The sequence below is a fragment of the Microbacterium proteolyticum genome (assembly GCF_030818075.1).
In the GTDB taxonomy this organism is placed as follows: Bacteria; Actinomycetota; Actinomycetes; order Actinomycetales; family Microbacteriaceae; genus Microbacterium; species Microbacterium proteolyticum_A.
Map to the genome: position 1 here is coordinate 2,550,332 of NZ_JAUSZZ010000001.1, position 22,252 is coordinate 2,572,583.

Genomic DNA, 22,252 nt, shown 5'->3' on the forward strand with positions numbered 1-22,252 from the left:
TCGGACCCGGTTCCCCCTCCACGGGCGGGACCGGGTCCGACCGGTCTTCGGGCGAGAACGTGCGCGCCGAGGCGGCCGTCGAGAAGGCCGAGACGCTGGCGTGGCTCCGCCGTATCTCGGGCGACCTCGCCACCGCCACCATCCAGCGCCTCGAAGAGACCCTGCCCTGGTATGCCGAGATGCCGCCGGCGCGGCGCTCGGCCGTCGGACTCGTCGCACAGGCCGGCATCACGTCGTTCCTGCAGTGGTTCGAGGAGCCGGCATCCACCCCGGCGATCGCGGCGGACATCTTCGCCGCCGCGCCCCGTGAACTTTTGCGCAGCGTGAGCCTCACCCAGACGCTGCAGCTGGTGCGGGTGACCGTCGAGGTGATGGAGGAGCGGGTCGCCGGCCGCAGCGAGAAGGTGCGCGAGGCGATGCTGTCGTACTCGCGCGAGGTGGCGTTCGCCGCCGCCGACGTCTACGCCCGCGCGGCCGAAGCCAGAGGCCTCTGGGACGCCCGCCTCGAGGCCCTCGTCGTCGACTCGATCCTGACCGGAGAGGCCGACGACGAACTGCCCAGCCGCATCGCCGCGCTCGGGTGGCACGGGCACGGGGAGGTCTCCGTGCTCGTGGGTACCACTCCCCCGCAGCTCGACGTCGACCAGGTCCGCCGGACCGCCCGCAAGCTGGGCGTCGACGTGCTCATCGGCGTGCAGGGACTGCGCCTCGTCCTCGTCCTCGGTCGCGCCGACCTCCCCTCCCGCGGTGGAGCGGAGACCGCGGAGCTCCCCTTCACCGACATCGCCAAGCGTCTCGAGCCCAGCTTTGGGTCGGGTCACCTCGTGCTCGGACCCGCGGTCCCCGCCCTGGTCGATGCGGGCCAGAGCGCTCGTGCGGCGCTCGCGGGCTTCGCCGTCGCGCGCGCGTGGCGGCACGCCCCGCGGCCGGTCGAGGCCGACGACCTGCTGCCCGAGCGGGCCCTCGCCGGCGACCCGGTGGCCAAGCAGACCCTGGTCGAGCGGGTGTACCGCCCGCTGCACGCGCACAGTGCCGACCTCGTCGCCACGCTCTGGAGCTACCTCGACAACGGCCGGTCGCTGGAGGCGACGGCCCGCGAGCTGTACGTGCACCCGAACACCGTGCGCTACCGCCTCAAGCGGGTGTCGGAGGTCATCGGCTGGGATGCCACGGGCCCGCGCGAAGCGCTCATCCTGCAGACGGCCCTCATCCTCGGCTCGATCGGAACCGATGCCACGCGCCGGCGCGGGGTCGGAAAACGGCGGCCGCCACAGCCCCACTGATGCACGGCACGCACAAAGACACGCCGCATATCTGTGTCGATATCTCCAGAAGTGGTCGCCGGATGCCTGTCAGGATGGATTCGTGATCATCGCCGTCTTCCCGGGTCAGGGTTCGCAGACCCCGGGCTTCCTCACCCCCTGGCTCGAGTTCGACGGGGCGCGCGAGCGCCTCGAGGTCTTCTCCGAGCAGTCGGGCGTCGACCTCGTCGCCGCCGGAACCGAGTGGGATGCCGATCGCATCCGCGACACCAGCGTCGCCCAGCCCCTGATCGTTGCGGCGAGCCTGCTGTCGTGGGCCGCGCTGAACGAGCGGGCCGGTCAGCCGGTCGACGGCATCGCGGGGCACTCCGTCGGCGAGATCGCGGCCCTGGCCGCGGCCGGGGTCGTCGGCGACGACGACGCGATGCGCCTCGTGGGTCTGCGCGGACGCGCCATGGCCGAGGCGGCGGCGACCGTCGACACCGGCATGAGCGCTGTGGTCGGCGGCGATGAGACGGCCGTTCTCGAGCGCCTCGAGACTCTGGGCCTCACTCCCGCGAACTACAACGGCGGCGGCCAGATCGTCGCCGCGGGAGAACTGCCCGCCCTGGCCGAGCTCGCCGCCGAGGCGCCGCGCGGTGCGCGCGTCATCCCTCTGCAGGTCGCCGGCGCATTCCACACCCGTTTCATGGAGCCCGCCGTCGAGGTACTGCGTTCCGCCGCGACCGACGTCCGCGCCGCCGAGCCGACCACGACGTTGTGGACCAACTCCGACGGCTCCGTCGTCACCGACGGACGCCGTGCGCTCGACCTCGTCGTCGCGCAGGTCGCCTCGCCCGTCCGCTGGGACCGCTGCATGGCATCCTTCGCCGAACACGGCGTGACCGGCATCATCGAACTCTCCCCCGCGGGCGCCCTCACCGGGCTCGCCAAGCGCGCCCTGCGCGGCACGCCGACCGTGGCGGTGAAGACCCCCGACGACCTCGACGCGGCCGTCTCACTCCTGAAGGAAGACCAGGCATGAGCACCCCCACCCTCCGTCAACTGCAGGGCCCGGCCCACACGCGGATCTACTCGTACGGCGCTGCCCGCGGCGAGAACTTCGTGCCCAACGACGACCTCGTCGGGCCCATCGACTCCAGCGACGAGTGGATCCGTCAACGCACCGGCATCGTCACGCGCGTCCGCGCGAACAAAGAGACGGATGCCATCGACCTGGCCTCCGAAGCCGCCCGCGAGGCCGTCGAGAAGTCGGGCGTCGCGCCCGAAGACATCGACGCCGTGATCGTGGCGACCATCAGCAACCCGAAGCAGACGCCGTCGGCATCCGCCATCGTCGCCGACCGCATCGGCGCCAACCCCGCCGCAGCCTACGACGTCAACGCCGCGTGCGCCGGGTTCGCGTACGGCGTGGGTCAGGCCGACGCGCTCATCCGCGGCGGGCTCGCAAAGCACGTCGTCGTCGTGGGCGCCGAGAAGCTCAGCGACATCGTCGACCCGACGGACCGCAGCATCTCGTTCCTCCTGGGCGATGGTGCCGGCGCAGTCGTGGTCGGGCCCAGCGACACCCCGGGTATCGGACCCACCGTCTGGGGCTCCGACGGCTCGAAGGCCGACGCCGTGAGCATGAACGCCCCCCTCACCGACTTCCGCGACGGCACGGCACCGTGGCCGACGCTGCGCCAGGAAGGCCCGACGGTCTTCCGCTGGGCCGTGTGGGAGATGGTCAAGGTCGCACGCCAGGCGATCGAGGCCGCCGGCATCGAGCCCGCCGACCTCGCCGCCTTCGTGCCGCACCAGGCGAACATGCGCATCATCGACGAGTTCGCCAAGCAGCTGGCTCTCCCGGAGACGGTCGTCATCGGTCGCGACATCGAGACCACGGGTAACACCTCCGCGGCATCCATCCCGCTCGCCACCCACCGCCTGCTCGAGGAGCACCCCGAACTCAGCGGCGGACTCGCGCTGCAGATCGGCTTCGGCGCGGGACTCGTCTTCGGCGCGCAGGTCGTCGTCCTCCCGTGACGCACGGTCGTCGAACCCTAAACTGATCCCGGCTCGTTCGGGCCGCCCCCAAGAAACAGGAGACATCATGGCATTCACCAACGACGAGGTTCTCGCCGGCCTTGCCGAGCTCATCACCGACGAGACCGGCATCTCGGCCGACGAGGTCGCCCTCGAGAAGTCGTTCACGGACGACCTCGACATCGACTCGATTTCGATGATGACGATCGTCGTCAACGCCGAGGAGAAGTTCGGCGTCACCATCCCCGACGACGAGGTCAAGAACCTCAAGACCGTCGGCGACGCCGTGACCTTCATCACGTCGAACCAGTCCTGACACCTTCCGGTGGGGGCTTCGGCCCCCACCGGTCACGACCCATTGGCCGCACCAAGGATTCTTCGCTCATGAGCACACCCCGCATCGTCGTCACCGGTATCGGTGCCACCTCGCCCATCGGCGGCACCGCCCCCGAGAGCTGGTCGGCGCTGCTCGCCGGCACCTCGGGTGCGCGCACCCTCGAGCACGAATGGGTCGAGAAGTACAACCTGCCCGTCACTTTCGCCGCCGAAGCGGTCGTGCGGCCTGAGACGGTGCTCGATCGTCCCGTGGCCAAGCGCCTCGATCCCTCCTCGCAGCTGGCCATGGTCGCCGCGAAGGAGGCCTGGGAGGACGCGGGTGCGCCCGACGTCGATCCCGACCGACTCGGCGTCGACTTCGCCACCGGCATCGGAGGCGTCTGGACGCTGCTCGATGCCTGGGACGTCTTGCGCGAGAAGGGCCCCCGTCGCGTCATGCCGATGACGGTGCCGATGCTCATGCCCAACGCCGCAGCCGGCAACCTCTCGCTGCACTTCAACGCGCGCGCGTTCGCGCGTACCGTTGCCTCGGCGTGCGCCTCGAGCACCGAGTCGATCGTCAACGCCGTGCAGCACATCCGCGACGGACTGGCGGATGTCGTCATCGCCGGAGGAACCGAGTCGGCGATCCACCCGATCACCATCGCCTCGTTCGCGTCGATGCAGGCGCTGTCGAAGCGCAATGACAGCCCCGAGACCGCGTCGCGTCCGGGCAGCATCGACCGTGACGGCTTCGTCATGGGCGAGGGCGCCGGCGTGCTGATCCTCGAGACCGAGGAGCACGCCAAGGCGCGCGGGGCGAAGATCTACGCGTCGATCGTGGGCGGGGGCGTCACGGCCGACTCGTACCACATCACCGCCAACGACCCCGAGGGAACGGGCGCCGCCCGCGCCGTGCGCATGGCCCTCGACATGGCCGGCGCGTCTGCCGACGACGTGACGCACATCAACGCACACGCCACCTCCACGCCCGTCGGCGACCCCAACGAGTACAAGGCCCTGCACACGGTCTTCGGTGACCGGATCGACGAGATCCCCGTGTCCGCGACGAAGGCCTCCACGGGGCATCTGCTCGGCGGAACCGGTGCGCTCGAAGCCATCTTCACCGTGCTGGCGCTGCAGAACCGCGTCGCGCCGCCGACGATCAACCTCACCGAGCAGGACCCCGACGTCCCGTTCGCCCTCTCCGGGTCGCCGGTCGAGCTGGGGGCGGGCGACCAGCTCGCGATCAGCAACTCGTTCGGCTTCGGCGGTCACAACGCCGTCGTCGCGATCGCCTCGGTCTGATCCCGCACGAACGCCCCCTGGCATCCCCCCGACGAAGATCGGGGATGCCAGGGGGCGTTCGCCGTGTCGGGCGTGGGATACGCGGTCCCGGTGCCGGGGGTGGTCACCGACCTCCGATAGTGGCGCCTCCCCCGCCGACGGTTCAGCCGACCTTGTGCAGCCAGATGATCTGCTGGTCGTCGCCGGCGTGGCGGAAGGGCTCGAGCTCTTCGTCCCAGGCGGAGCCGAGAGCGACGTCGAGCTCCCGCTGCAACTCGAACGGGTCACCGGCCGCGACCTCCATCGCGTAGCGGACCCGGTCCTCGCCGATGACCACGTTGCCGGACGCATCGGTCTGGGCATAGTGGATGCCGAGCCCCGGCGTGTGCATCCAGCGTCCGCCGTCGCTGCGGGGAGTGGGATCTTCGCTCACCTCGAAGCGAAGGTGTTCCCAGCCGCGGATGGCACTCGCGAGAGCGGCGCCGGACCCGACCGGGCCCTCCCAGTAAAACTCCGCGCGGCGGCTCCCCATGAGCACGGGCTGATCGGCCCAGTCGAAGTTCACGGCGCGGCCGAGGGCGCGTCCTACCGCCCACTCGAGGTGGGGGCACAACGCGCGGGGCGCGGAGTGGATCAGGATCACTCCGCGCGAAGACGTGGTCGCCATGGTCTCTCCTTCGTCAGGTACGTCTTCCCCTACGACCTGAGATGGAGTGCGGCAGATGTTCGGTTGTCCCGGCCATTATCGCCCGCGCATAACGAAATCACAACACTGTGATTTCTCGGTGGCGGTGCGGGGCGTGCACAAGGTCAGCGATGTGCACAGGGTCAGTGGCATCCGGTCGCTCCGGACTGAGGTTGTGCGCATCGCGGAGGTTGTGGCGCGGGCGGGCGGCGAACAGAAGAGCCGAGCGGCCGAGGGCCGGTGACCAGAGGAGGCTGAGCTGTCGACGTCTCCGGGGACGGGTCCGACGGTCAGGCGAACCACAATGCCCAGTACAGGGCGAAGTTGCGGTTGCCGTACGCGGAGCAGCCGTCGCCGGTGCCCCAGCGGGCCGCGAGGGCGGCGGGGTTCGGCTGATACGGCGTGTAGTTGTACAGCGCGGCGGTCGCCTCGTTCGTGATCGTCACATCGGTGCCGCCGCACGCCGGGTCGGGCGAGTAGGCGATGTAGTGGGTGCCCGGTTGCCGCATGAAGTCCGATGCGCTGTACGACTTGAGGTCGGTGGCACCCTGGGCGACCTGGTCGGCGAAGCCCGCGGCGCCGGGATCGCACGGGGCGTCGTCGGGACAGCGGGCTCCCATCGCCGCACCGAGCTCCTCCGCACCCGGAGCGCGGGCGACGCGGCCCGAGATCAGACTCTGCTCCTTCTGCAGGGTGACCAGCAGCACCTTCGCCGAGATGCCGCACGCACGCTGCACGCGGTCGATGATCTCGGCCGCGGTGAGGTCGCCGCCGTCGAATCCCTCGCAGACGGTTTCGCCCGTCGCCTCCGAGATGACCGGCCCGCGGCTCTCGACCGGCATCCGGAGACGGGCGAGGCAGGAATCGTTGGCGCACCGCCCCACCTGCTCGTCGAGGAATCGCTGGATGTCGTCGGCGGTCATCGCATCGGCGTCGTAGAAGTCCTCGTCGGAGATGAGCGTGCCGGGGTCGAAGCCCGTCAGATCGACGCTCTCACGGCGTGCGTCGGAGTTCCACGCGGCGTTCCACCCCGAGACGAGCGAGACCAGTGGTACGACGGTCAGGACGACGAGGGTGACGAGCACGGCCGCCAGCACGCCGAAGACGATCCGGCGACGACGGAGCACGCGTGCCCGGGTCGTGCGGCGCCGCCGCGTGGGTGTTCTCGCCACCCCTCGATCGTGCCGCACCGCGCTGACCGCGCGCTGCACATCTCACGATGTGGCGCGTCGGCCAGCGCGGTCGCGGGCGAACCGATCACCGGTGGCGTGCCGCGCTCAGCTGCCGGGTTGGGCCGGCGGAGTGGGGGCGCTGCCGTCGGCGGGCGCGGAGGGGGCCGTCCCGTCAGCCGGGGGCGCGGGCGGAGTGGGAGCGGTGCCGTCGGCGGGCGGAGTGGGAGCGGTGCCGTCAGCGGGCGGAGTGGGCTTTTCGCCCTCGCCCTTCGGTCCGTGGCCGGGACCGGCGGGGCCGCCGCCGGGACCGCACTCACCGGGGCCGCCGCCCTCGCCCGGTGCGGGAGGCGTCGGCGCCGTGCCGTCGGCGGGCGGGGTGGGGGCGGTGCCGTCGGCAGGGGTTCCGGTCGGTGCGGAGCCGGGCGTGCCCGCCGAGCCCGGGGTCGGCGCGGTGCCGGGACCTGTGGACCCGCCGTCGGCGCTGGGCGCCGAGGTGGCCGCGGAGAGGGTCGATCCGCCGTTGGTCTGCGCGGCGAGGGCGGCACTTCCGCCCGTGAGACCCGCGGCCACGATGACCGCGCCGGCGATCAGCGCGGGGCGTCGCCACGACCGGCGGCGGGGCTCGGTGGCGTCGTCCAGTCGCGGCAGCGGCGTGGTGGGGTTGTCGTCGTTCATGTCATCCTCCCGGCCGGTGGCGTTCACCGGCTCTGAGACCAGACTTGGAGCCGGGACTGAAGCGAACCTGAAGTCGGATGCGGGCGGGCGTGCGCATACGCAAGCCATATCCGTCGTTCAGCAACCGCCCCTATCGTCGGCCGAATGTCCGCTGCCGCCCGCGTGCTCGTCGTCGACGATGACGAGACCATCCGCCTCGCCGTCTCGACGGCTCTGCGCGCCGAGGGATTCGTCACCGACGCCGCGGCCGACGGCGTCGATCTGGCGGAGCGTCTCGCGGCGTTCCGCCCCGACCTTGTGGTGCTGGACTGGATGATGCCGGGGCCCAGTGGCATCCGGTTACTCCCTCTCGTGCGCGGCGCGGGCGACGCCGCCGTCATCATGCTCACCGCGCGCGACGAGGTGGACGACCGCCTGCGCGGTTTCGCCGAAGGAGCCGACGACTATGTCGTGAAGCCTTTCACGATGGCCGAGCTCGTCGCGCGCGCGGGCGCCGTGCTGCGCCGTCGGGGGCGGCTCCCTCAGACGATCTCGGTCGGCGACCTCGTTGTGGACCCGGATGCCGCGACCGCCCACCGTGCGGGAGCCGCACTGGATCTGACGGCGACGGAGTTCCGGCTGCTGCACCTGCTCGCCGACGGTCGTGGCCGGACGCTGTCGAAGGCGCAGATCCTCACCCAGGTGTGGGGGTACGAGGACTACGACCCCAATCTCGTCGAGGTGCATCTCAGCGCCCTGCGACGCAAGATGGAGCAGCACGGCCCTCGCCTGATCCACACCGTGCGCGGCCTCGGCTACCGCTTGAGCGCGGCGACATGAGCTCCACACCTCCGCTGCGGTCGGGGTCGCTGCGTCGCCGCACGATCCTGGCCGTGCTTGCGCTCGTCGCGCTGCTGCTCGTGGTGCTGGCCGTGGTGGTCGACCTCGCTCTGGGCGCCCGGCTGCGGGGACAGATCGAGGAGCGGCTGCGCGACCGGGCCGCGGCGGCCGCGTCGCTCGTCGGAACCGTCGACGACGCCGACCTCGCCGAGCGCCTGTCGTTCCAGGGACTCGCGGTGCGGATCGACGGCGCGGGTGGCGACTCGGTCGTCGCGGGACCGAGTCCCGAGCAGTTGCGCGATGCTCCCCCGGGACCGGGCGGTGGACCCGGGCCGGATGAGCGATCGGCGCCGCAGCCCTCCGCCTCCAGCGACGTGCAGGTCGTGGCATCCGCGGTGTCGGGCGACGATCAGCTCGTGACGCTGCGCTCGACGCTCAGCGACGGGTCGACCCTGAGTCTCACCGCGTCCGCGGTCGGCGTCGGCGACACCCTCGTGCAGGTGCGGTGGATCATGGCTGTCGCCTCGGTCGGCGTGCTCGTGCTGGCCGCCGGGGCGGTCACGGTCGTCGTGCGCCGGAGTCTGCGGCCCCTCGACCAGGTGTCGCAGGTCGCGCGGGCCATCGGCTCCGGCGAGCGCGAACGACGTCTGCGTCCGACCCGACCCGACACCGAGATCGGACGCGTCGCCACCGCCCTCGACGACATGCTCGACGACGTCGTCGGCGCCGAGCAGGCGGCGCGCGATGCCGAGGGGCGACTACGGGCCTTCCTCTCCGACGCCGCGCACGAGCTGCGGACGCCCGTCGCCGGCATCCGTGCGGCCGCCGACACCCTCGTACGCGCCGATCTCGACGCGCCCGAGCGCGAGCTGCTTGCCGCGCACGTCGCCCGCGAGGCGACCCGGGCCTCACGCCTCGTCGACGACCTGCTGACGATGGCCCGTGTCGACCGGGGCCTCGAGCTGGACCCGGTCGATACGGACCTGCGGGCCGTGGTCGAGGCCGAGGTGCGCCGTGCACCGCTCGTGCACCCGTCGCTGCGCGTTCGTGCGGAGATCCCGGATGCCGCGGTGCCCGTGCGCATCGATGTCGACCGTATCGCTCAGGTGTTGTCGAACCTGGTGGAGAATGCCGCGCGCGCGACGGCCGGGCGGGGGTCGGTCGTGTTGTCGGTGCGGGTCGAGAGCGGCACGGCCCGCGTGGTCGTCGACGACGACGGACCGGGCGTTGCGGCCGCCGATCGTGAGCGCATCTTCGAGCGACTCGTACGGCTCGATGAGGGGCGGGCGGCCTCCGGCGGCGTGGGCCTCGGCCTGCCCATCGCTCGCGGCATCGCCCGGGCGCACGGCGGGGACGTGCGCTGCGTCCCGGCGGCGAGCGGGGCGCGGTTCGAGATGACGGTGCCGCTCAGCTGATTCGCGCGACGGCGCGGCATCCGTCGTCTTCGAGAGAGTCGGATGCCGCGTCGACGGCCCCTGCGCATGGACACGCCCCGCTGCGAGGCGGCAGTCGACGGGGGCGTGCACGGCGGACCGCTGCGGTGATCGGCGCCGCGGGCCCAAAGGGCGGTCAGGGGCGCGCGCGGACTCCGACGGGCTGGCGGGGCGGTGTGGGCGGCGGGGCGATGCCGGCGGCGGTCAGGGTGAGGCCGTCGGCGCCGCTCGCGTCGTGCATCATCTGGTCGACCAGGTTGCGGTCGATCGCCGGTTCACGGCCGCCGTAGAACTGCATGACGAGGGCGTTCGAGGCGTGGATCCACAGGCTCGCCTGGCGGACACCCTCGTTGACGGGCAGCTGGAGCATGAAGCCCTCGTTGCGTCGGAGCTTGTTCATCACGACGATGCGAAGGTGGGCGAGGATGCGGTCGTCGATGTCGAACGATGCGCGGTCTCGGTAGATGAGGCGTCCCACGGCTGGTCCTTTTCTGGCGCGCCGAAGCGTTCCGGTTGAGCAAGGGGCGGGACCACGCCGGGAAGCGAGGCAATGCGGGGACTTCAGTATTTCACTTCGCGAGACATATCGCTCGCGTTCGGCCGATATATCGCGGACCGCCCGTCGAGGCCCTCGCGTAGACGAATCAAGCGTCGGTCGACCGACCACTTGACATCCTTCGGCGGGCTGTTGCATGGTTACCTAGTCAACTAATGAACCAGTACACGGAGGTCGCATGATCGACGACGGCAGAGCGCTGTTCCTCCAGATCGCCGAGAGCGTGGAGGACCAGATCGTCGACGGTTCCCTCCTCGAAGAGACTCGCGCGCCCTCGACCAACGAGCTGGCCGCCTTCCACCGCATCAACCCCGCCACCGCAGCGAAAGGAATCGCCATGCTCGTCGATAAGGGAGTGCTCTACAAACGCCGTGGGATCGGGATGTTCGTCGCATCCGGGGCGCGCGATCAGCTGCTCGGCGAGCGGCGGTCCACTTTCGCCGACCGTTTCGTCGATCCCCTCCTCTCCGAGGCGCGCACGCTGGGACTCGGACCCGACGACCTGACCGAACTGATCCGCCAGCGCGCGGCGCTCGCCGCGTCGTCCGATCGTCCGGAGCGCTCGACCGCAGGGACCGCACGATGACCGCCGTCATCCAGGTCGAGGGTCTTCATAAGCGCTACCGCGACGCCGATGCCCTGGCCGATGTGTCGTTCTCCCTTGAGCGGAACGCGATTCACGGGCTTCTCGGCCGCAACGGCGCCGGTAAGACGACCCTGATGTCCATCCTCACCGCCCAGAATTTCGCGACCAGCGGCAGGGTCCGGGTGTTCGGCGAGGACCCCTATGAGAATCCGCGCGTGCTGTCGCGCATGTGCTTCGTGCGTGAGAGTCAGAAGTACCCCGACGACGCGAAGCCTCGCCATGCTTTCGCGGCCGCGCGCCTGTTCTTCCCGAACTGGGACGAAGCCGTCGCCGGCGAGCTGATCACGGCGTTCCAGATCCCGGTCGAACGCCCGATCAAGAAGCTCTCGCGTGGACAGCTCTCTGCGGTCGGTGTCGTCATCGGAATCGCTTCCCGTGCAGAGGTCACGTTCTTCGACGAGCCGTACCTCGGCCTCGACGCCGTCGCTCGCCAGACCTTCTACGACCGTCTGCTGCGGGACTACTCGCTGCATCCGCGAACGATCGTCCTCTCCAGCCATCTGATCGACGAGGTCGCCAATCTTCTCGAACGCGTCATCGTGCTCGACGGCGGGCGCGTGGTGATGGACGAAGACACGGATGCCGTGCGTGATCGCGCGGCGACCATCGTCGGCGACGCCGCCGCCGTCGACGCCTTCTGTGCGGATCGCGACGTGCTGCACCGTGAATCGTTGGGGCGCGTCGCGTCGGCCACGGTCCTCGGCCCCTTGGCATCCGAGGACCGCCGCGCCCTGGCGGACGCTCGCCTGGAGGTGTCCCCGGTCTCCTTGCAGGAGTACATCGTCCGATCCACCCAACGGGCGGCGCACGTGCCGGCCGGTGTCGCGCAGGAAGGAGCGCTGCGATGAACCGCGCGCTGAACGTCGTCCGGCTGCAACTGATCAATCGCCAGACCTTCGTCTGGATCCCGCTCATCATCCTGTTCGGGTCGCTCGCGATCAGCCTTCTGATCTACGGCATCATCCAGTCTTCGGGGGCTCGAGGCGTCATGATCAGCGGTGGCGTGCAGGCGCCGCTGTGGTACTTCGGCGTCATCGGCGCGCAGGCTCTGACCCGGACGTTCCCGTTCTCGCAGGCCATGAGCATCACCCGACGGGACTTCTTCATCGGGACGCTGCTGACGGCCGTCCTCACCGCGGGCCTGCTCGCGGTGGTGTTCGTCGTCGGGGGGCTCATCGAGCACGCGACGAACGGGTACGGCATGAACGGGTGGTTCTTCTACATCCCTTGGGTGTGGGAGGCCGGTCCTCTCGCTGCCGGTGTCGCCTACTTCGCCCTTGCGATGCTCGCGTTCGTCATCGGTTTCTGGGCGGCGACCGTCTTCAAACGCTTCGGGTCCTTGGCGACGGTCGTCACGCTCGTGGGGGTGGGCCTCGTGGCGGTCGCGGTGGCGTGGCTCGTCACAGCGACGCGATCGTGGCCGGCGGTCGTCGACACGGTCGTGACGCTGGGGGCGTTCGGCCTCGCCGTGTGCGGCATCCTCGTCACCCTCGTTCTCTCAACGTCGTCGTTCGCGACGTTGCGTCGCGCGGTCCCCTGACACCGGATACCGGGGCCGGGCCGCGCGTGCGGCCCGGCCCTTCGTCGTTCGGAGGGTGAAGCGACGACAGGCGTCTTGCACGCCACGGCCGCGTGGACCGAGCCGGCCCGTCAGGCACATGGCGACCGCGGGGCACGCCCGCGCGGCGGCGCGTCGGGAGCCGGGGTCGGGGCGAATCCCCAGCCACCACGGCGGCGATGTCGATATCGTCGAAGGGATCTGCGATCATCCGACCCACGAGAGAGAAAACCCGTGAGCCATCACCGCACCTCCCCCGACCAGGAGGGCCGATCTTCGAGCCCCCTCTTTCCGAGAGGGGGTGAGATCTGATGCTGGCTGCGGCCCTGACGCTCCTGGTGGGCGTCATCGTGACACTCGCGATCATCGTCGCCTGCGGCTTCTTCGTCGCGCAGGAGTTCGCGTACATGTCGGTGGACCGTTCGCGCATGGCGGCGCTGGCTGAGAAGGGCGACGCCCAGGCCAAACGCGTGCTCGCCATCACCAAGCGCACGTCGTTCATGCTGTCCGGCGCCCAACTGGGCATCACCGTGACCGGACTGCTGATCGGTTATGTGGCGGAACCGCTGATCGGCGAGTCGATCGGCACGCTGCTCGGCGGTGTGGGCATCGACCCCGCCGTGTCGATCCTCATCGGCACCGTCGGTGCGCTGCTGCTGGCGACGGTCGTGACGATGATCTTCGGCGAGCTGTACCCGAAGAACCTCGCCATCGCGAGCCCCGAGCCCCTCGCCCGTGCGCTGGCCGTGCCGACGCGCATCTACCTGATGCTCTTCGGCTGGCTCATCACCGTCTTCGACGTCGCTGCCAACGCCCTGCTGCGCCTGCTGCGTATCGAGCCGCTGGAGGACGTCGACGAGAGCGCCACCGCCCGCGATCTCGAGGCGATCATCGAGGAGTCGCGCCAGAGCGGCGACCTCCCCGACGACCTGTCGATGATCATCGACCGCATCCTCGACTTCCCGCAGCGCGACGTCGAACACGCCATGGTGCCGCGCTCCCAGATCGACTCCGTCACCCCCGACACCACCGTCGGCGAGGTGCGCGCGCTCATGGCCACCGGCCACACGCGCTACCCGGTCATCGGCGACGAGGACTCCCCCGTCGGCGTCGTCGAGCTCATCGACCTGCTCCGCGAGCAGCCCGCAGACGACGCACCCGTGGCATCCGTCATGCGTGCGGCGGTCGTCATCCCCACCTCGATGCTGCTGCCCGTCGCCCTCGACCGCATGCGCCAGTCGCGCAACGAGCTGGCCTGCGTCGTCGACGAGTACGGCAACTTCGACGGCATCCTGACCATCGAAGACCTCACCGAGGAGGTGATTGGCGAGCTCTCCGACGAGCACGACGTCGAGATCGCCGAGGCGGCGTCGGTCGGTGAGGACGCCTGGAGCGTGCCGGGCGACCTGCACCTCGACGAGCTCGAGCGTCTCATCGGGCACGATCTCGCCGAGAGCGATGTCGAGACCGTGGCGGGCCTCGTCATCGAGACGCACGGCGACCTGCCGCCGGTCGGCGCCGTCGTGCGCATCGACCTGCCCGAGCGGGCGAGCGAGACCGTGCAGGGAATCGACATGGAGCGCTGGCTGGCCGTCGAGGTCGCCGAGGTCGACCGCCACGTGCCGTCGCAGCTGCGCGTGCAGTTGCACGAGATCGATCGGGATGCCGAGCCCGCCGACGAAGCGTCCGCGTCGAACGAGGAGGTGGCCCGATGAACGGCTGGACCGTCGCCCTCGTCACGACCGCACTCATCGTCGCGAGCGCGTTCTTCGTCATCGTCGAATTCGCGTTGCTCGCTGCCCGCCGCCACCGCCTGGAGGAGGAGGCTGCGACCAGCGCCTCCGCCCGCGCGGCGCTGCGCGGTGTGAACGAGCTGACCGTCATGCTGGCGTTCGCGCAGCTCGGTATCACCGCGTGCACCTTCCTGCTCGGCGCGATCACCAAACCCGCCATCGATTACGCCCTCGCGCCGGTGTTCGAGATGTGGGGCCTGCCGTACGTGCTGGCCGACATCATCGCGTTCATGCTGGCGCTGATCGTGGTGACCTTCCTGCATCTCGTCATCGGCGAGATGGCGCCGAAGTCGTGGGCGATCGCACACCCCGAGACCGCGGCGAAGGCCACCGGCATCCTGGCCCGGGCGCTGACGTGGCCGCTGCGTCCGTTCCTGCTGTGGATCAACCACATCGCGAACCGCCTCGTGAAGGCCTCGGGCGTGGAGCCGGTCGACAAGGCCGCTGCGGGTGGGCAGGACGCCGACACGATCCGTGAGCTCGTCGCGCACTCGCGGCAGGCGGGCACGCTCGAGCAGCAGTACTCCGAGCCGATCGCGCAGGCGATCGCCCTGGGCACGCTGACCGTCGGCGACATCGTCCGAACGGATCGCTCCCCCACCGCGGTGCCGATGGATGCCACGGTCGCCGACATCCAGGCGGTCGCCGCCTCGTCGACGCACCTGCGCATCCTCGTCGGTTCGGGTGCGGCATCCCGCGTGGCGCACGTGCGCGACACGCTCGCCGTCGACCCGGCGACGCCGGCGCTCGACATCGCGCGCGAGCCCCTGCGCCTGGAGCCGGATGCCTCGGCGTACGACGCCCTCGCGCGCATGCGCCGCGGGCGCGTGCAGCTCGCGACGGTGGTCGAGGGCGAGCGCCTGCTCGGCGTCGTGACGCTCGACGACCTGCTGCGCGAGATCCTGCCCGGGCCGGGCGAGCTGGCGGCGGTTGCGGCGCGGTAGGCGCGGTTTCGGGTTCGGGGCGGGTTCTGCGCTTCGGGGCGGGTTTTCTCCGCCCCGAGCGGCGGGATCCGCCCCGAACTGTGTGGGACGGGGTGCGATGGCGCCGAACCGCGCGAGGCGGCTGCGCGATGGCCTCGAACCGCGCGAGGCGGCCACGCTGGGCCCGAACCGCGCACCGCTTCGAACCTCGGGGGCCGTGGGCCTATCGCTCGCGCACGGGGTGTCAAGCCGTCACGGGCGCGGGGCGTTGCGGCGTACCGTCGCCCGCGTTCATCTCTCCCCTCTTCGCAAGGACTCCCATGAGCAAGATCTGGTTCATCACCGGCGCATCCAAGGGCTTCGGCCGCGAGTGGGCCGAAGCGGCCCTCGAGCGCGGCGACAGCGTCGCGGGCACGGCGCGCAACCTCGACGACGTCACCGAGCTCGTCGACGCCTACCCCGACACCTTCCTTCCGCTGCAGCTCGACGTCACCGATCACGCCGCCGACACGGCCGCCGTGCAGGCGGCGCACGAGCGGTTCGGGCGTCTGGACGTCGTCGTCAACAACGCCGGATTCGGGCACTTCGGAATGGTGGAGGAACTCGCCGAGGACGAGGTGCGCGCGCAACTCGAGACGAATTTCTTCGGTGCCCTGTGGGTGACGCAGGCGGCGTTGCCGATCATGCGTGCGCAAGGATCCGGACACATCATTCAGGTCTCGAGCATCGGCGGGATCAGCGCCTTCCCGACGGTGGGCGTCTACCACGCGTCGAAGTGGGCGCTGGAGGGGCTGTCGCAGTCGCTCGCGCAGGAGGTCGCCGGCTTCGGCATCCACGTGACCCTCATCGAGCCCGGGGGCTACTCCACCGACTGGTCGGGTGCGTCGGCGAAGCGCAGCGAGGAGATCGCGGCGTACGCCGAGGTGCGCGAGCAGGCGGCGAAGCGCCCGTCGGCCGCCGACCCCGGAAAGCCCGAGGCCACGCGTTCCGCGATTCTGAAGGTCGTTGATGCCGAGAACCCGCCGCTGCGCATCTTCTTCGGCAAGGCGCCCCTGGGTATCGCCGAGAAGGACTACGCGTCGCGCCTCGAGACGTGGCGCGAGTGGCAGCCGGTGTCGGAGGAGGCGCACGGGTCCTGAGGCGACGTGTGGCATGGGGCGATGGGTCAACGCAGGTAGGAGTCGACGACGAGCGGACCGCGGATGCCGCGGAGCACGTCGATGAGCTTCGCGAGGCCTGCCGTGTTCCAGTTCGACAGTTGCAGGTCGTGGGGTCCGAGCGCTTCGAGCCGCCCGACCCGGACGCGCACGACCTCCCACCCGGCTGAGCGCAGCGTTCGATCCTTGCGTCGGTCGGCCTCCTCTCGGCGTCCGACGTGTTCGAGACCGTGGCGGCCGATCGTGTCGTACTCGACGGCGATCCGGAGCTCAGGGAAGACGATGTCGGGCCAGACTTCGAGGTGGTCGAAGAACGGGCGGGCGACCCGGACGGCGTTGAAGCCCTCGGCGAGTGCCAGCCGGTCGCGCAGGTCGGCGCGCACGCGGTCTTCGACCGCCGAGGCGGGCTTCGGCGCGCAGACCGAGACGAAGGCATCGCCGACGGCGACCGGCGGCGTCTTGCGGCAGAGCGTCGACGGCGGCCGTGGGCGGCGGGGCCGCAGCACCGCATTCGCCGTGATGGCCGGTGCCTCGACCGCCTCGCGCATCGGCAGAGCGACGACCCGTGAGGGATCGGCCAGCTCAGCGCACTCTGGACACCACGCGCTGCGCCGGCGCTCCCGGCCCGGCCGGTGCCGCTGCTCCTGAGGCGTCGCGGCGAAGCGGTGACCCGCATCGCACTGCCAGAGCAGGAGCACCTCCGCCGCGGGCGGGACCTGACTGAGGGCGATCCCCGCGTTCAGGTCGGGGTGGTACTGCCGGATCAACGCGGGGTAAGCCGCCCACGCCTCACGGTACGTGCCCACCGCATAGGGCACATCGAGCCCCTTCGACCACTGCCGTCGGGCCCACCAGGCCTGTACTCTCTCCGCCACGCGAGGGAGATTAGCGATGACCTCCGACACTGCCTGTCAGCGGAGCAGCTGCGCCCTGGGCCGCCGCCGCAGCGCGGTCTGGGTAGCCGGTCGTGGCCGGCATGAGAAGAGCCCTCCGACCAGCGTGATCCTGGTGGAGGGCATCGGTAGGGCGGGTGGGACTTGAACCCACGATCGTCGGGTTATGAGCCCGCTGCCTTGACCAGCTTGGCCACCGCCCCCAGCGACGACGAGCCTACCGGCATCCGTCCCGTCCCGCCGACAGCGATCGCGTCGCCGCCGCGTCGGGCGGTCGCGGTTCGAACTCGTCGCGATCCGCGTGAGCATGCGTGGCAGCGCGCCGCGCGGCCCCCGGAGGTCTTCGCGGAAGCCAATGAGGCCGCACGCGTTCGTCGAGGCCGCACGCGATCGGCGTCCAACGGGTGCGTCCTCGGCGAACCCCTGCGGTCTCGGCGAAACCGGCGCCTCACCGGGACATGCGCCGCATCCGCCTCGGGCCGAGCGGGTCGAGGCCCCGCAGGCGCGTCAGTGCACGCGCGGCTTCTTCGGTTTGCCGTCGGCGGTGATCTGGGGGTGGTGCTTGGTCAGCTGGATGACGCCCCATGTCGCGATCGCGCCGGCGATGACGAAGCCGATCAGCGCCCAGGCGGGGGCTGTCGACGCCTCACCGAGCACGAGCAGGCCGATCAGCACGGCGACGATCGGGTCGATCACGGTGAGGCCGGCGATGACGAGGTCGGGCGGGCCGACGGAGTACGCGGTCTGCACGAAGTACGCGCCGACGGCGACGGCGGCCAGCAGCGCCACGAGGCAGAGCAGGGTGAGCCACTCGAAGTCGCCGGCCTGCGCGCGGCTGATGACGACCTTGGCGAGGGTCGCGACGAATCCGTAGATGACGCCCGCGGCCATGATGTAGAACAGCGCCTGCGCGCGGCGGCGCACGAGCACCCAGAAGACGCCGAACACGATGACGACCACGGCCAGGATGCCGAGGATGATCAGCAGCTCCCGCTCGGTGATCAGCTTCTCGGTGGCGAAGAAGGCCGCGATGGTGACGAAGATGAAGATGCCGCCCACGCACAGCGCGATGGCGATGAGCGACTGTCGCGTCGGCTTGTGCCGCGAGACACGTGCGTTGAGGACGGTGGTGATCACCAGGGCGATCGCGCCGAGAGGCTGCACGAGGATCAGCGGGGCGACCGACAGCGCCGCCAGCTGACACACGATCGCCAGGCCCAGCATCACGGTGCCCGCCACCCACGACGGCCGGGTCAACAACGAGGTCAGCTGCGAGCGCGAGAGGCCGCCGGTGGTCTTGCCGCCCGAGAGGCGCTCGACCTTCTGCACGCCGCGGTGCTGGTACTGCGCGCCGAACGACATGAACACCGCGCCCAGCAGGGCGAGCGGGATGCCGAGCAGGATGCGCGGGTCGCGGAAGACACCGACGAGTTGGTCGATTCCATCGGTGAGGGTGGTATCGAGCGGAATCACCCCTCGACAGTAGCCGCCGCTCCCCTGGTTAGGCTGGAGACGTGGCCGTACTCCCGATCCGCATCATGGGCGACCCCGTGCTGCACGCCCCCGCCGCCCGCGTCGACGTGATCGACGACGAGGTGCGCCAGCTCGTCGCCGACATGTTCGAGACCATGGATGCCGCGCCCGGCGTCGGGCTCGCCGCTCCCCAGGTGGGCGTGGGGCTGCGCATCTTCACGTACACCTACGAGGATGACGAGGGACTGCCCTGGCGTGGTGTCGTGATCAACCCGGAGCTGTGGATCCGCCCGCTCGAGCCCGGCTACCCCGACCCCGATGACGAGAGCGAGGGGTGCCTGTCGTTCCCCGGCGAGCGTTTCCCGCTGCGTCGCTCCGAGGCGGCGTTGCTGACCGGCACCGACCTGGAGGGTCAGGCGGTCCGTATCGAGGTCACCGGCTGGCGCGCGCGCATCCTGCAGCACGAGTTCGATCATCTCGACGGCATCCTGTACGTCGACCGCCTCGATGAGGAGGACAGCCGGGTCGTCGCCAAGATCGCGAAGAAGCGCAAGTGGGGCAAGCCCGGTGCGTCGTGGATGCCGGGAGTCGACGACATCGACGCGTGAGCGCGCGTGGCGCGGGGTCGCGGCATCCTGGATCACCGCGCGCGCGAGCGCTGAGGCCGTGACGGCGGATTCGCGGCGCCGGGTCGCGGCATCCTGGATCACCGCACTCGAACGAGCGCCGAGGCGGTGAGAACGGGTCGGCGGCACCGGGTGCGCGGCATCCGGGATCAGGGTTCGATGATGTTCGGCACGAACCGGCAGAAGTAGTCGGTGATGGGGCCGTCGGACTCGCGGATGCCCACGCCGTACGCCTCGTCGTCCACGACCCATGAGCCGAGCACCGGGTGATTGCTGCCGTTCGAGCCGCGGAAGTCGGGCAGCTCGTGGTACTGCTGCCAGACGCGTTCGCGGCCGGTGCCCTCGCGGCGGTACTCCTTGCCGTTCGAGGTGACCGTGCCGTCGGCGCGGTGGACGTGGATGCCGTCGCCCTCACGGCCGAAGACCGGTTTGACGACGTAGTCCGTGAGGCCGTTCGGGCCGTCGGCGTATGCGGGGAGCAGGTTGGGGTGGCCGGGGAACAGCCGCCAGAGGGCGACGAGCAGCAGCTTGTTGGAGAGGAACATCTTCCACGCCGGCTCGTACCACCGGCCGAACAGTCCGCGCCCGGCGATGAGCAGTGCGCCGAACTCCTGGTCGCCGACGACGCGGTCGTCGCCCGAGACGAGGTCCTCCCACGGGTACAGTTTGAAGAGGTTCCGGATGACGGGGTACTGCGTGCCGGGCTCGTCGCCCGGCAGCGCGGCGATGCTGCGCGAGGATCCCCACGGCTCGGGGACGCCGACGAACTGGCGGGCGCCGTGGTGCCAGCCGATGTCCTTCATCTCGATGCCGGTGTGCTCCCACCCGGCCTCGCCGGCGAGGTCGCGCATGTCGGCGACGGTGTCCCAGTCCTCGCCGTAGATGTCGGCATCCGAGTGGGCGACGAAGAGGCGTCCGCCCTCGCCCTCTCTGAGCGAGCGGTGCAGGAGCGCGCGCCAGCGGTCGACGAGGGCTTCGTGCAGGCCGTTCCACTGGTCGGTGTCGGCGGCGACGGCGCCGGATTTGAGCCGATCCTGCAGCCAGAACCACTGCGTGACCGAGGCCTCGATGAGTCCCGTCGGGGTGTCGGCGTTGTACTCCAGCATCTTCGCGGGGCTGCCATCGCCGGCATAGGCGAGGTCGAACCGCGCGTAGACGTCGGGTTCGTCCTGCTCGAGCGACCATTGCGCGAACTCGAACGCTTTCGGGTCGAGCCCCAGATGACCGAGTTCTCCGGATGCCAGGTAGCGCGCGGCCTCGCGGCTCATGCGGTGCAGCTCTTCGGTCTGCTTCTCGAGCTGTTCCACCTCGGGCAGGGTGAAGACGTAGGCGGCGCCGTCGTTCCAGTAATCGACAGCGGTGCCGTCGTCGCGCACGGAGTGCGAGTAGATGAGGCCGGACTGCTTGATCGTGCGTTCCCAGTCGGGGCGCGGGGTCAGTTCGATGCGGCGCATCAGCTGCCGTGGCTGCCGTCGGAGCCGGAACCGCCGAAGCCGCCGCGCGAGACGCTCGCTCCGTCACCGGAGATCCCGCGCGCGGCGGTCTTGCCCGCGGGCAGGGTGTCGGTACCGCCGGTGGCCGGCTGCCCCACGGCGGGGACCGTGCGGCTGTTCGAGCCGAGCGCGTAGTAGTACCAGCCGGCGCTGCCGCCGTGGTTGTTGCAGTCGTCGTCGGGCAGGCGCTTCTCGGTGGAGTTGTCGCGGCAGATCTGCGCGTAGTCCTCCGACACGTTGCTGCCCTGCCCGCAGCCGGTGAGGGAGGCGGCGAGCGCGGCGACGACGCCGACGGTGACGGTTCGCGAGGCGCGGCGGCGCGCGACGGGATGCATGCGCCGATGCTCTCACATCGTCGTTGCCTTCTCGTTCACTCGCGCCCTTCATGGCGGTGCGGGAACGACGACCTCGCGGCGGCTGCGCTGTCGGACGAGCTGGTGGTCCCAGATCAGAACAGGAACCGCCCCCGCAGACGTCCACCACTCCATCGCTCGCTACTCGTCAGCGCGCGGCGAAGCTGTGCAGGTGGAGGTCGTCGCTCAGCGCTTCGCTCGCGAGCCGGCCGCGCACGCTGGTGCCCTGGGCGTCGAGGGGCGGGCTCACCACCGCCGCGCCGAGGCGTCCGGGAGCGGCGAGCACGATGGCGCCCGACACGCTCGATTTCGCCGGGATGCCGACCGCTCGCATCCACCGCCCCGACCCGTCGTAGACGCCGCAGGTCGCCATGACCGACACGACATCGCGGGCCACGCGCTCGGGCACCACACGTCGACCCGTGCGCGGGTTCACGCCGCCGCATGCGAGCGTCGCGCCCATGACGGCGAGGGTCTCGGCATCCACCAGGGTCGCGCAGGCGCGCGCATAGACGGCCACGGCGTCGTCGGCGCCGACCCGCATCGTCCCTTCGGCGCGCATGAGGTGCGCGAGGGCGTGATTGCGGTCGCCGAGCAGGTGCTCGTTGTGCGCGACGTCTTCGTCGACGGCGAGGTCGCGTCCGGCGAAGGCGGCGAGCCCCTCGGCGATGCGCGCGTCGCGCTCGGCCGCGTCGCATCCGCGGACGAGGGATGCCGTGAGCAGGGCGCCCGCGTTGACCATCGGGTTGGGCGGACGCCCGGTGCCGCTCTCGAGCTTGATGGCGTCGAAAGCCTCCCCCGTCGGTTCGATCCCGACCCGGTCGAGGGCGGCGCCGTCGGTGTCGAGCAGGGCGAGGGCGAAGAGGAACGGTTTGACGGCGGACTGCACGCTGAAGGCGACGTCGGCGTCGACGCTGGTGCGGGTGGTGCCGTCGGGCAGCACGAGGGCGATCGCGCACAAAGCGGGGTCGGCGGTGGCGAGCTGGGGGATGCTGTCATCGACCTCGCCTTCGCTTCCGCCGTCGTCTTCGCCGTGGTCGAGGAGGCGCGAGCGCAGCGCGTCGAGGTCGTAATGATGGGGATCGGGGGTCACTCCCCCACCTTCGTC

General features: G+C 70.6%; 23 protein-coding genes and 1 tRNA gene. 14 read left to right on the top strand and 10 right to left on the bottom strand.

The window, feature by feature from the left end; translation table 11 throughout:
• Window positions 1-59 precede the first annotated feature (59 nt).
• From QE392_RS11815 to QE392_RS11835, 5 genes are all read left to right on the top strand, one after another.
• Window positions 60-1,283, top strand: a complete 1,224-nt coding sequence (locus QE392_RS11815; RefSeq protein ID WP_307454129.1) for a PucR family transcriptional regulator — start codon at window positions 60-62, stop codon at window positions 1,281-1,283.
• Window positions 1,284-1,365: 82 nt separating this feature from the next.
• Window positions 1,366-2,286, top strand: a complete 921-nt coding sequence (locus QE392_RS11820; protein ID WP_307451915.1) for an ACP S-malonyltransferase — start codon at window positions 1,366-1,368, stop codon at window positions 2,284-2,286.
• Window positions 2,283-3,287, top strand: coding sequence for a beta-ketoacyl-ACP synthase III (locus QE392_RS11825; protein WP_307451918.1), 1,005 nt, complete (start codon window positions 2,283-2,285; stop codon window positions 3,285-3,287). The genes QE392_RS11820 and QE392_RS11825 overlap by 4 nt, the downstream gene beginning before the upstream one ends.
• Before the next feature lie 67 nt (window positions 3,288-3,354).
• Window positions 3,355-3,603 carry an acyl carrier protein gene (locus QE392_RS11830; RefSeq protein ID WP_022880558.1) on the top strand — a complete coding sequence of 83 codons (249 nt, stop codon included), beginning with the start codon at window positions 3,355-3,357 and terminating at the stop codon, window positions 3,601-3,603.
• Window positions 3,604-3,671: 68 nt separating this feature from the next.
• Window positions 3,672-4,910: a beta-ketoacyl-[acyl-carrier-protein] synthase family protein gene (locus tag QE392_RS11835; RefSeq protein ID WP_307451920.1), complete on the top strand. Its 1,239-nt coding sequence runs from the start codon at window positions 3,672-3,674 to the stop codon at window positions 4,908-4,910.
• 142 nt (window positions 4,911-5,052) lie between these two features.
• Here the strand turns inward: QE392_RS11835 and QE392_RS11840 are convergent, their stop codons facing one another.
• The 3 genes from QE392_RS11840 to QE392_RS11850 form a co-directional block, all read right to left on the bottom strand.
• Window positions 5,053-5,556, bottom strand: a complete 504-nt coding sequence (locus QE392_RS11840) for a DUF3145 domain-containing protein (protein ID WP_307451922.1) — start codon at window positions 5,554-5,556, stop codon at window positions 5,053-5,055.
• A gap of 308 nt (window positions 5,557-5,864) precedes the next feature.
• Complete coding sequence (locus QE392_RS11845; protein WP_307451924.1) at window positions 5,865-6,746, bottom strand: hypothetical protein; 882 nt, start codon at window positions 6,744-6,746, stop codon at window positions 5,865-5,867.
• A 105-nt stretch (window positions 6,747-6,851) separates the two neighbouring features.
• Window positions 6,852-7,421, bottom strand: coding sequence for a hypothetical protein (locus QE392_RS11850; RefSeq protein ID WP_307451926.1), 570 nt, complete (start codon window positions 7,419-7,421; stop codon window positions 6,852-6,854).
• A 144-nt stretch (window positions 7,422-7,565) separates the two neighbouring features.
• Here QE392_RS11850 and QE392_RS11855 point away from each other — a divergent pair, with 144 nt between their 5' ends.
• Together QE392_RS11855 and QE392_RS11860 are read left to right on the top strand one after the other, a co-directional pair.
• Window positions 7,566-8,240, top strand: a complete 675-nt coding sequence (locus QE392_RS11855; protein ID WP_307451928.1) for a response regulator transcription factor — start codon at window positions 7,566-7,568, stop codon at window positions 8,238-8,240.
• A complete protein-coding gene (locus QE392_RS11860; protein ID WP_307451930.1) occupies window positions 8,237-9,655 on the top strand; it encodes a sensor histidine kinase in 1,419 nt (472 codons plus the stop codon). The genes QE392_RS11855 and QE392_RS11860 overlap by 4 nt, the downstream gene beginning before the upstream one ends.
• A gap of 154 nt (window positions 9,656-9,809) precedes the next feature.
• Here QE392_RS11860 and QE392_RS11865 read toward each other — a convergent pair whose 3' ends face one another.
• On the bottom strand, window positions 9,810-10,151 hold the full coding sequence (locus tag QE392_RS11865; RefSeq protein WP_307451932.1) for a DUF7882 family protein: 342 nt from the start codon (window positions 10,149-10,151) through the stop codon (window positions 9,810-9,812).
• Between the two features lie 256 nt (window positions 10,152-10,407).
• On the opposite strand from QE392_RS11865, the gene QE392_RS11870 reads away from it, so the two are divergent.
• The 6 genes from QE392_RS11870 (at window position 10,408) to QE392_RS11895 (ending at window position 16,288) form a co-directional block, all read left to right on the top strand.
• On the top strand, window positions 10,408-10,815 hold the full coding sequence (locus tag QE392_RS11870; protein ID WP_307451935.1) for a GntR family transcriptional regulator: 408 nt from the start codon (window positions 10,408-10,410) through the stop codon (window positions 10,813-10,815).
• Window positions 10,812-11,723: an ABC transporter ATP-binding protein gene (locus QE392_RS11875; protein WP_307451937.1), complete on the top strand. Its 912-nt coding sequence runs from the start codon at window positions 10,812-10,814 to the stop codon at window positions 11,721-11,723. The genes QE392_RS11870 and QE392_RS11875 overlap by 4 nt, the downstream gene beginning before the upstream one ends.
• Window positions 11,720-12,415 (top strand): hypothetical protein, encoded by a 696-nt coding sequence (locus tag QE392_RS11880; protein WP_307451939.1) that lies wholly within the window; start codon window positions 11,720-11,722, stop codon window positions 12,413-12,415. Before QE392_RS11875 ends, QE392_RS11880 begins: the two co-directional genes overlap by 4 nt.
• A gap of 329 nt (window positions 12,416-12,744) precedes the next feature.
• A complete protein-coding gene (locus QE392_RS11885) occupies window positions 12,745-14,148 on the top strand; it encodes a hemolysin family protein (protein WP_307451941.1) in 1,404 nt (467 codons plus the stop codon).
• On the top strand, window positions 14,145-15,170 hold the full coding sequence (locus QE392_RS11890; protein ID WP_307451943.1) for a CNNM domain-containing protein: 1,026 nt from the start codon (window positions 14,145-14,147) through the stop codon (window positions 15,168-15,170). The genes QE392_RS11885 and QE392_RS11890 overlap by 4 nt, the downstream gene beginning before the upstream one ends.
• 299 nt (window positions 15,171-15,469) lie before the next feature.
• A complete protein-coding gene (locus QE392_RS11895) occupies window positions 15,470-16,288 on the top strand; it encodes an SDR family oxidoreductase (RefSeq protein WP_307451945.1) in 819 nt (272 codons plus the stop codon).
• A gap of 26 nt (window positions 16,289-16,314) precedes the next feature.
• Here the strand turns inward: QE392_RS11895 and QE392_RS11900 are convergent, their stop codons facing one another.
• The 3 genes from QE392_RS11900 to QE392_RS11910 all read right to left on the bottom strand — a co-directional run bounded on the left by QE392_RS11900 (window position 16,315) and on the right by QE392_RS11910 (window position 18,672).
• Window positions 16,315-17,181: a zinc-ribbon domain-containing protein gene (locus QE392_RS11900; RefSeq protein ID WP_307451947.1), complete on the bottom strand. Its 867-nt coding sequence runs from the start codon at window positions 17,179-17,181 to the stop codon at window positions 16,315-16,317.
• Window positions 17,182-17,328: 147 nt separating this feature from the next.
• A tRNA-Ile gene (locus QE392_RS11905) sits at window positions 17,329-17,402 on the bottom strand.
• Between the two features lie 304 nt (window positions 17,403-17,706).
• Window positions 17,707-18,672, bottom strand: coding sequence for a DMT family transporter (locus QE392_RS11910; protein WP_307451949.1), 966 nt, complete (start codon window positions 18,670-18,672; stop codon window positions 17,707-17,709).
• A 41-nt stretch (window positions 18,673-18,713) separates the two neighbouring features.
• Here QE392_RS11910 and def point away from each other — a divergent pair, with 41 nt between their 5' ends.
• Entirely contained in the window at window positions 18,714-19,280 is a 567-nt protein-coding gene (gene def, locus QE392_RS11915; protein ID WP_307451951.1) for a peptide deformylase, read from the top strand.
• A 167-nt stretch (window positions 19,281-19,447) separates the two neighbouring features.
• On the opposite strand, the gene QE392_RS11920 is transcribed toward def, so the two are convergent.
• From QE392_RS11920 to glsA, 3 genes are all read right to left on the bottom strand, one after another.
• Window positions 19,448-20,752, bottom strand: a complete 1,305-nt coding sequence (locus QE392_RS11920; protein ID WP_307451954.1) for a glutathionylspermidine synthase family protein — start codon at window positions 20,750-20,752, stop codon at window positions 19,448-19,450.
• Entirely contained in the window at window positions 20,752-21,126 is a 375-nt protein-coding gene (locus QE392_RS11925) for a tRNA-dihydrouridine synthase (RefSeq protein ID WP_307330163.1), read from the bottom strand. Before QE392_RS11925 ends, QE392_RS11920 begins: the two co-directional genes overlap by 1 nt.
• Window positions 21,127-21,292: 166 nt before the next feature.
• Window positions 21,293-22,237, bottom strand: coding sequence for a glutaminase A (gene glsA / locus QE392_RS11930; RefSeq protein WP_307451956.1), 945 nt, complete (start codon window positions 22,235-22,237; stop codon window positions 21,293-21,295).
• Window positions 22,238-22,252: the final 15 nt, after the last annotated feature.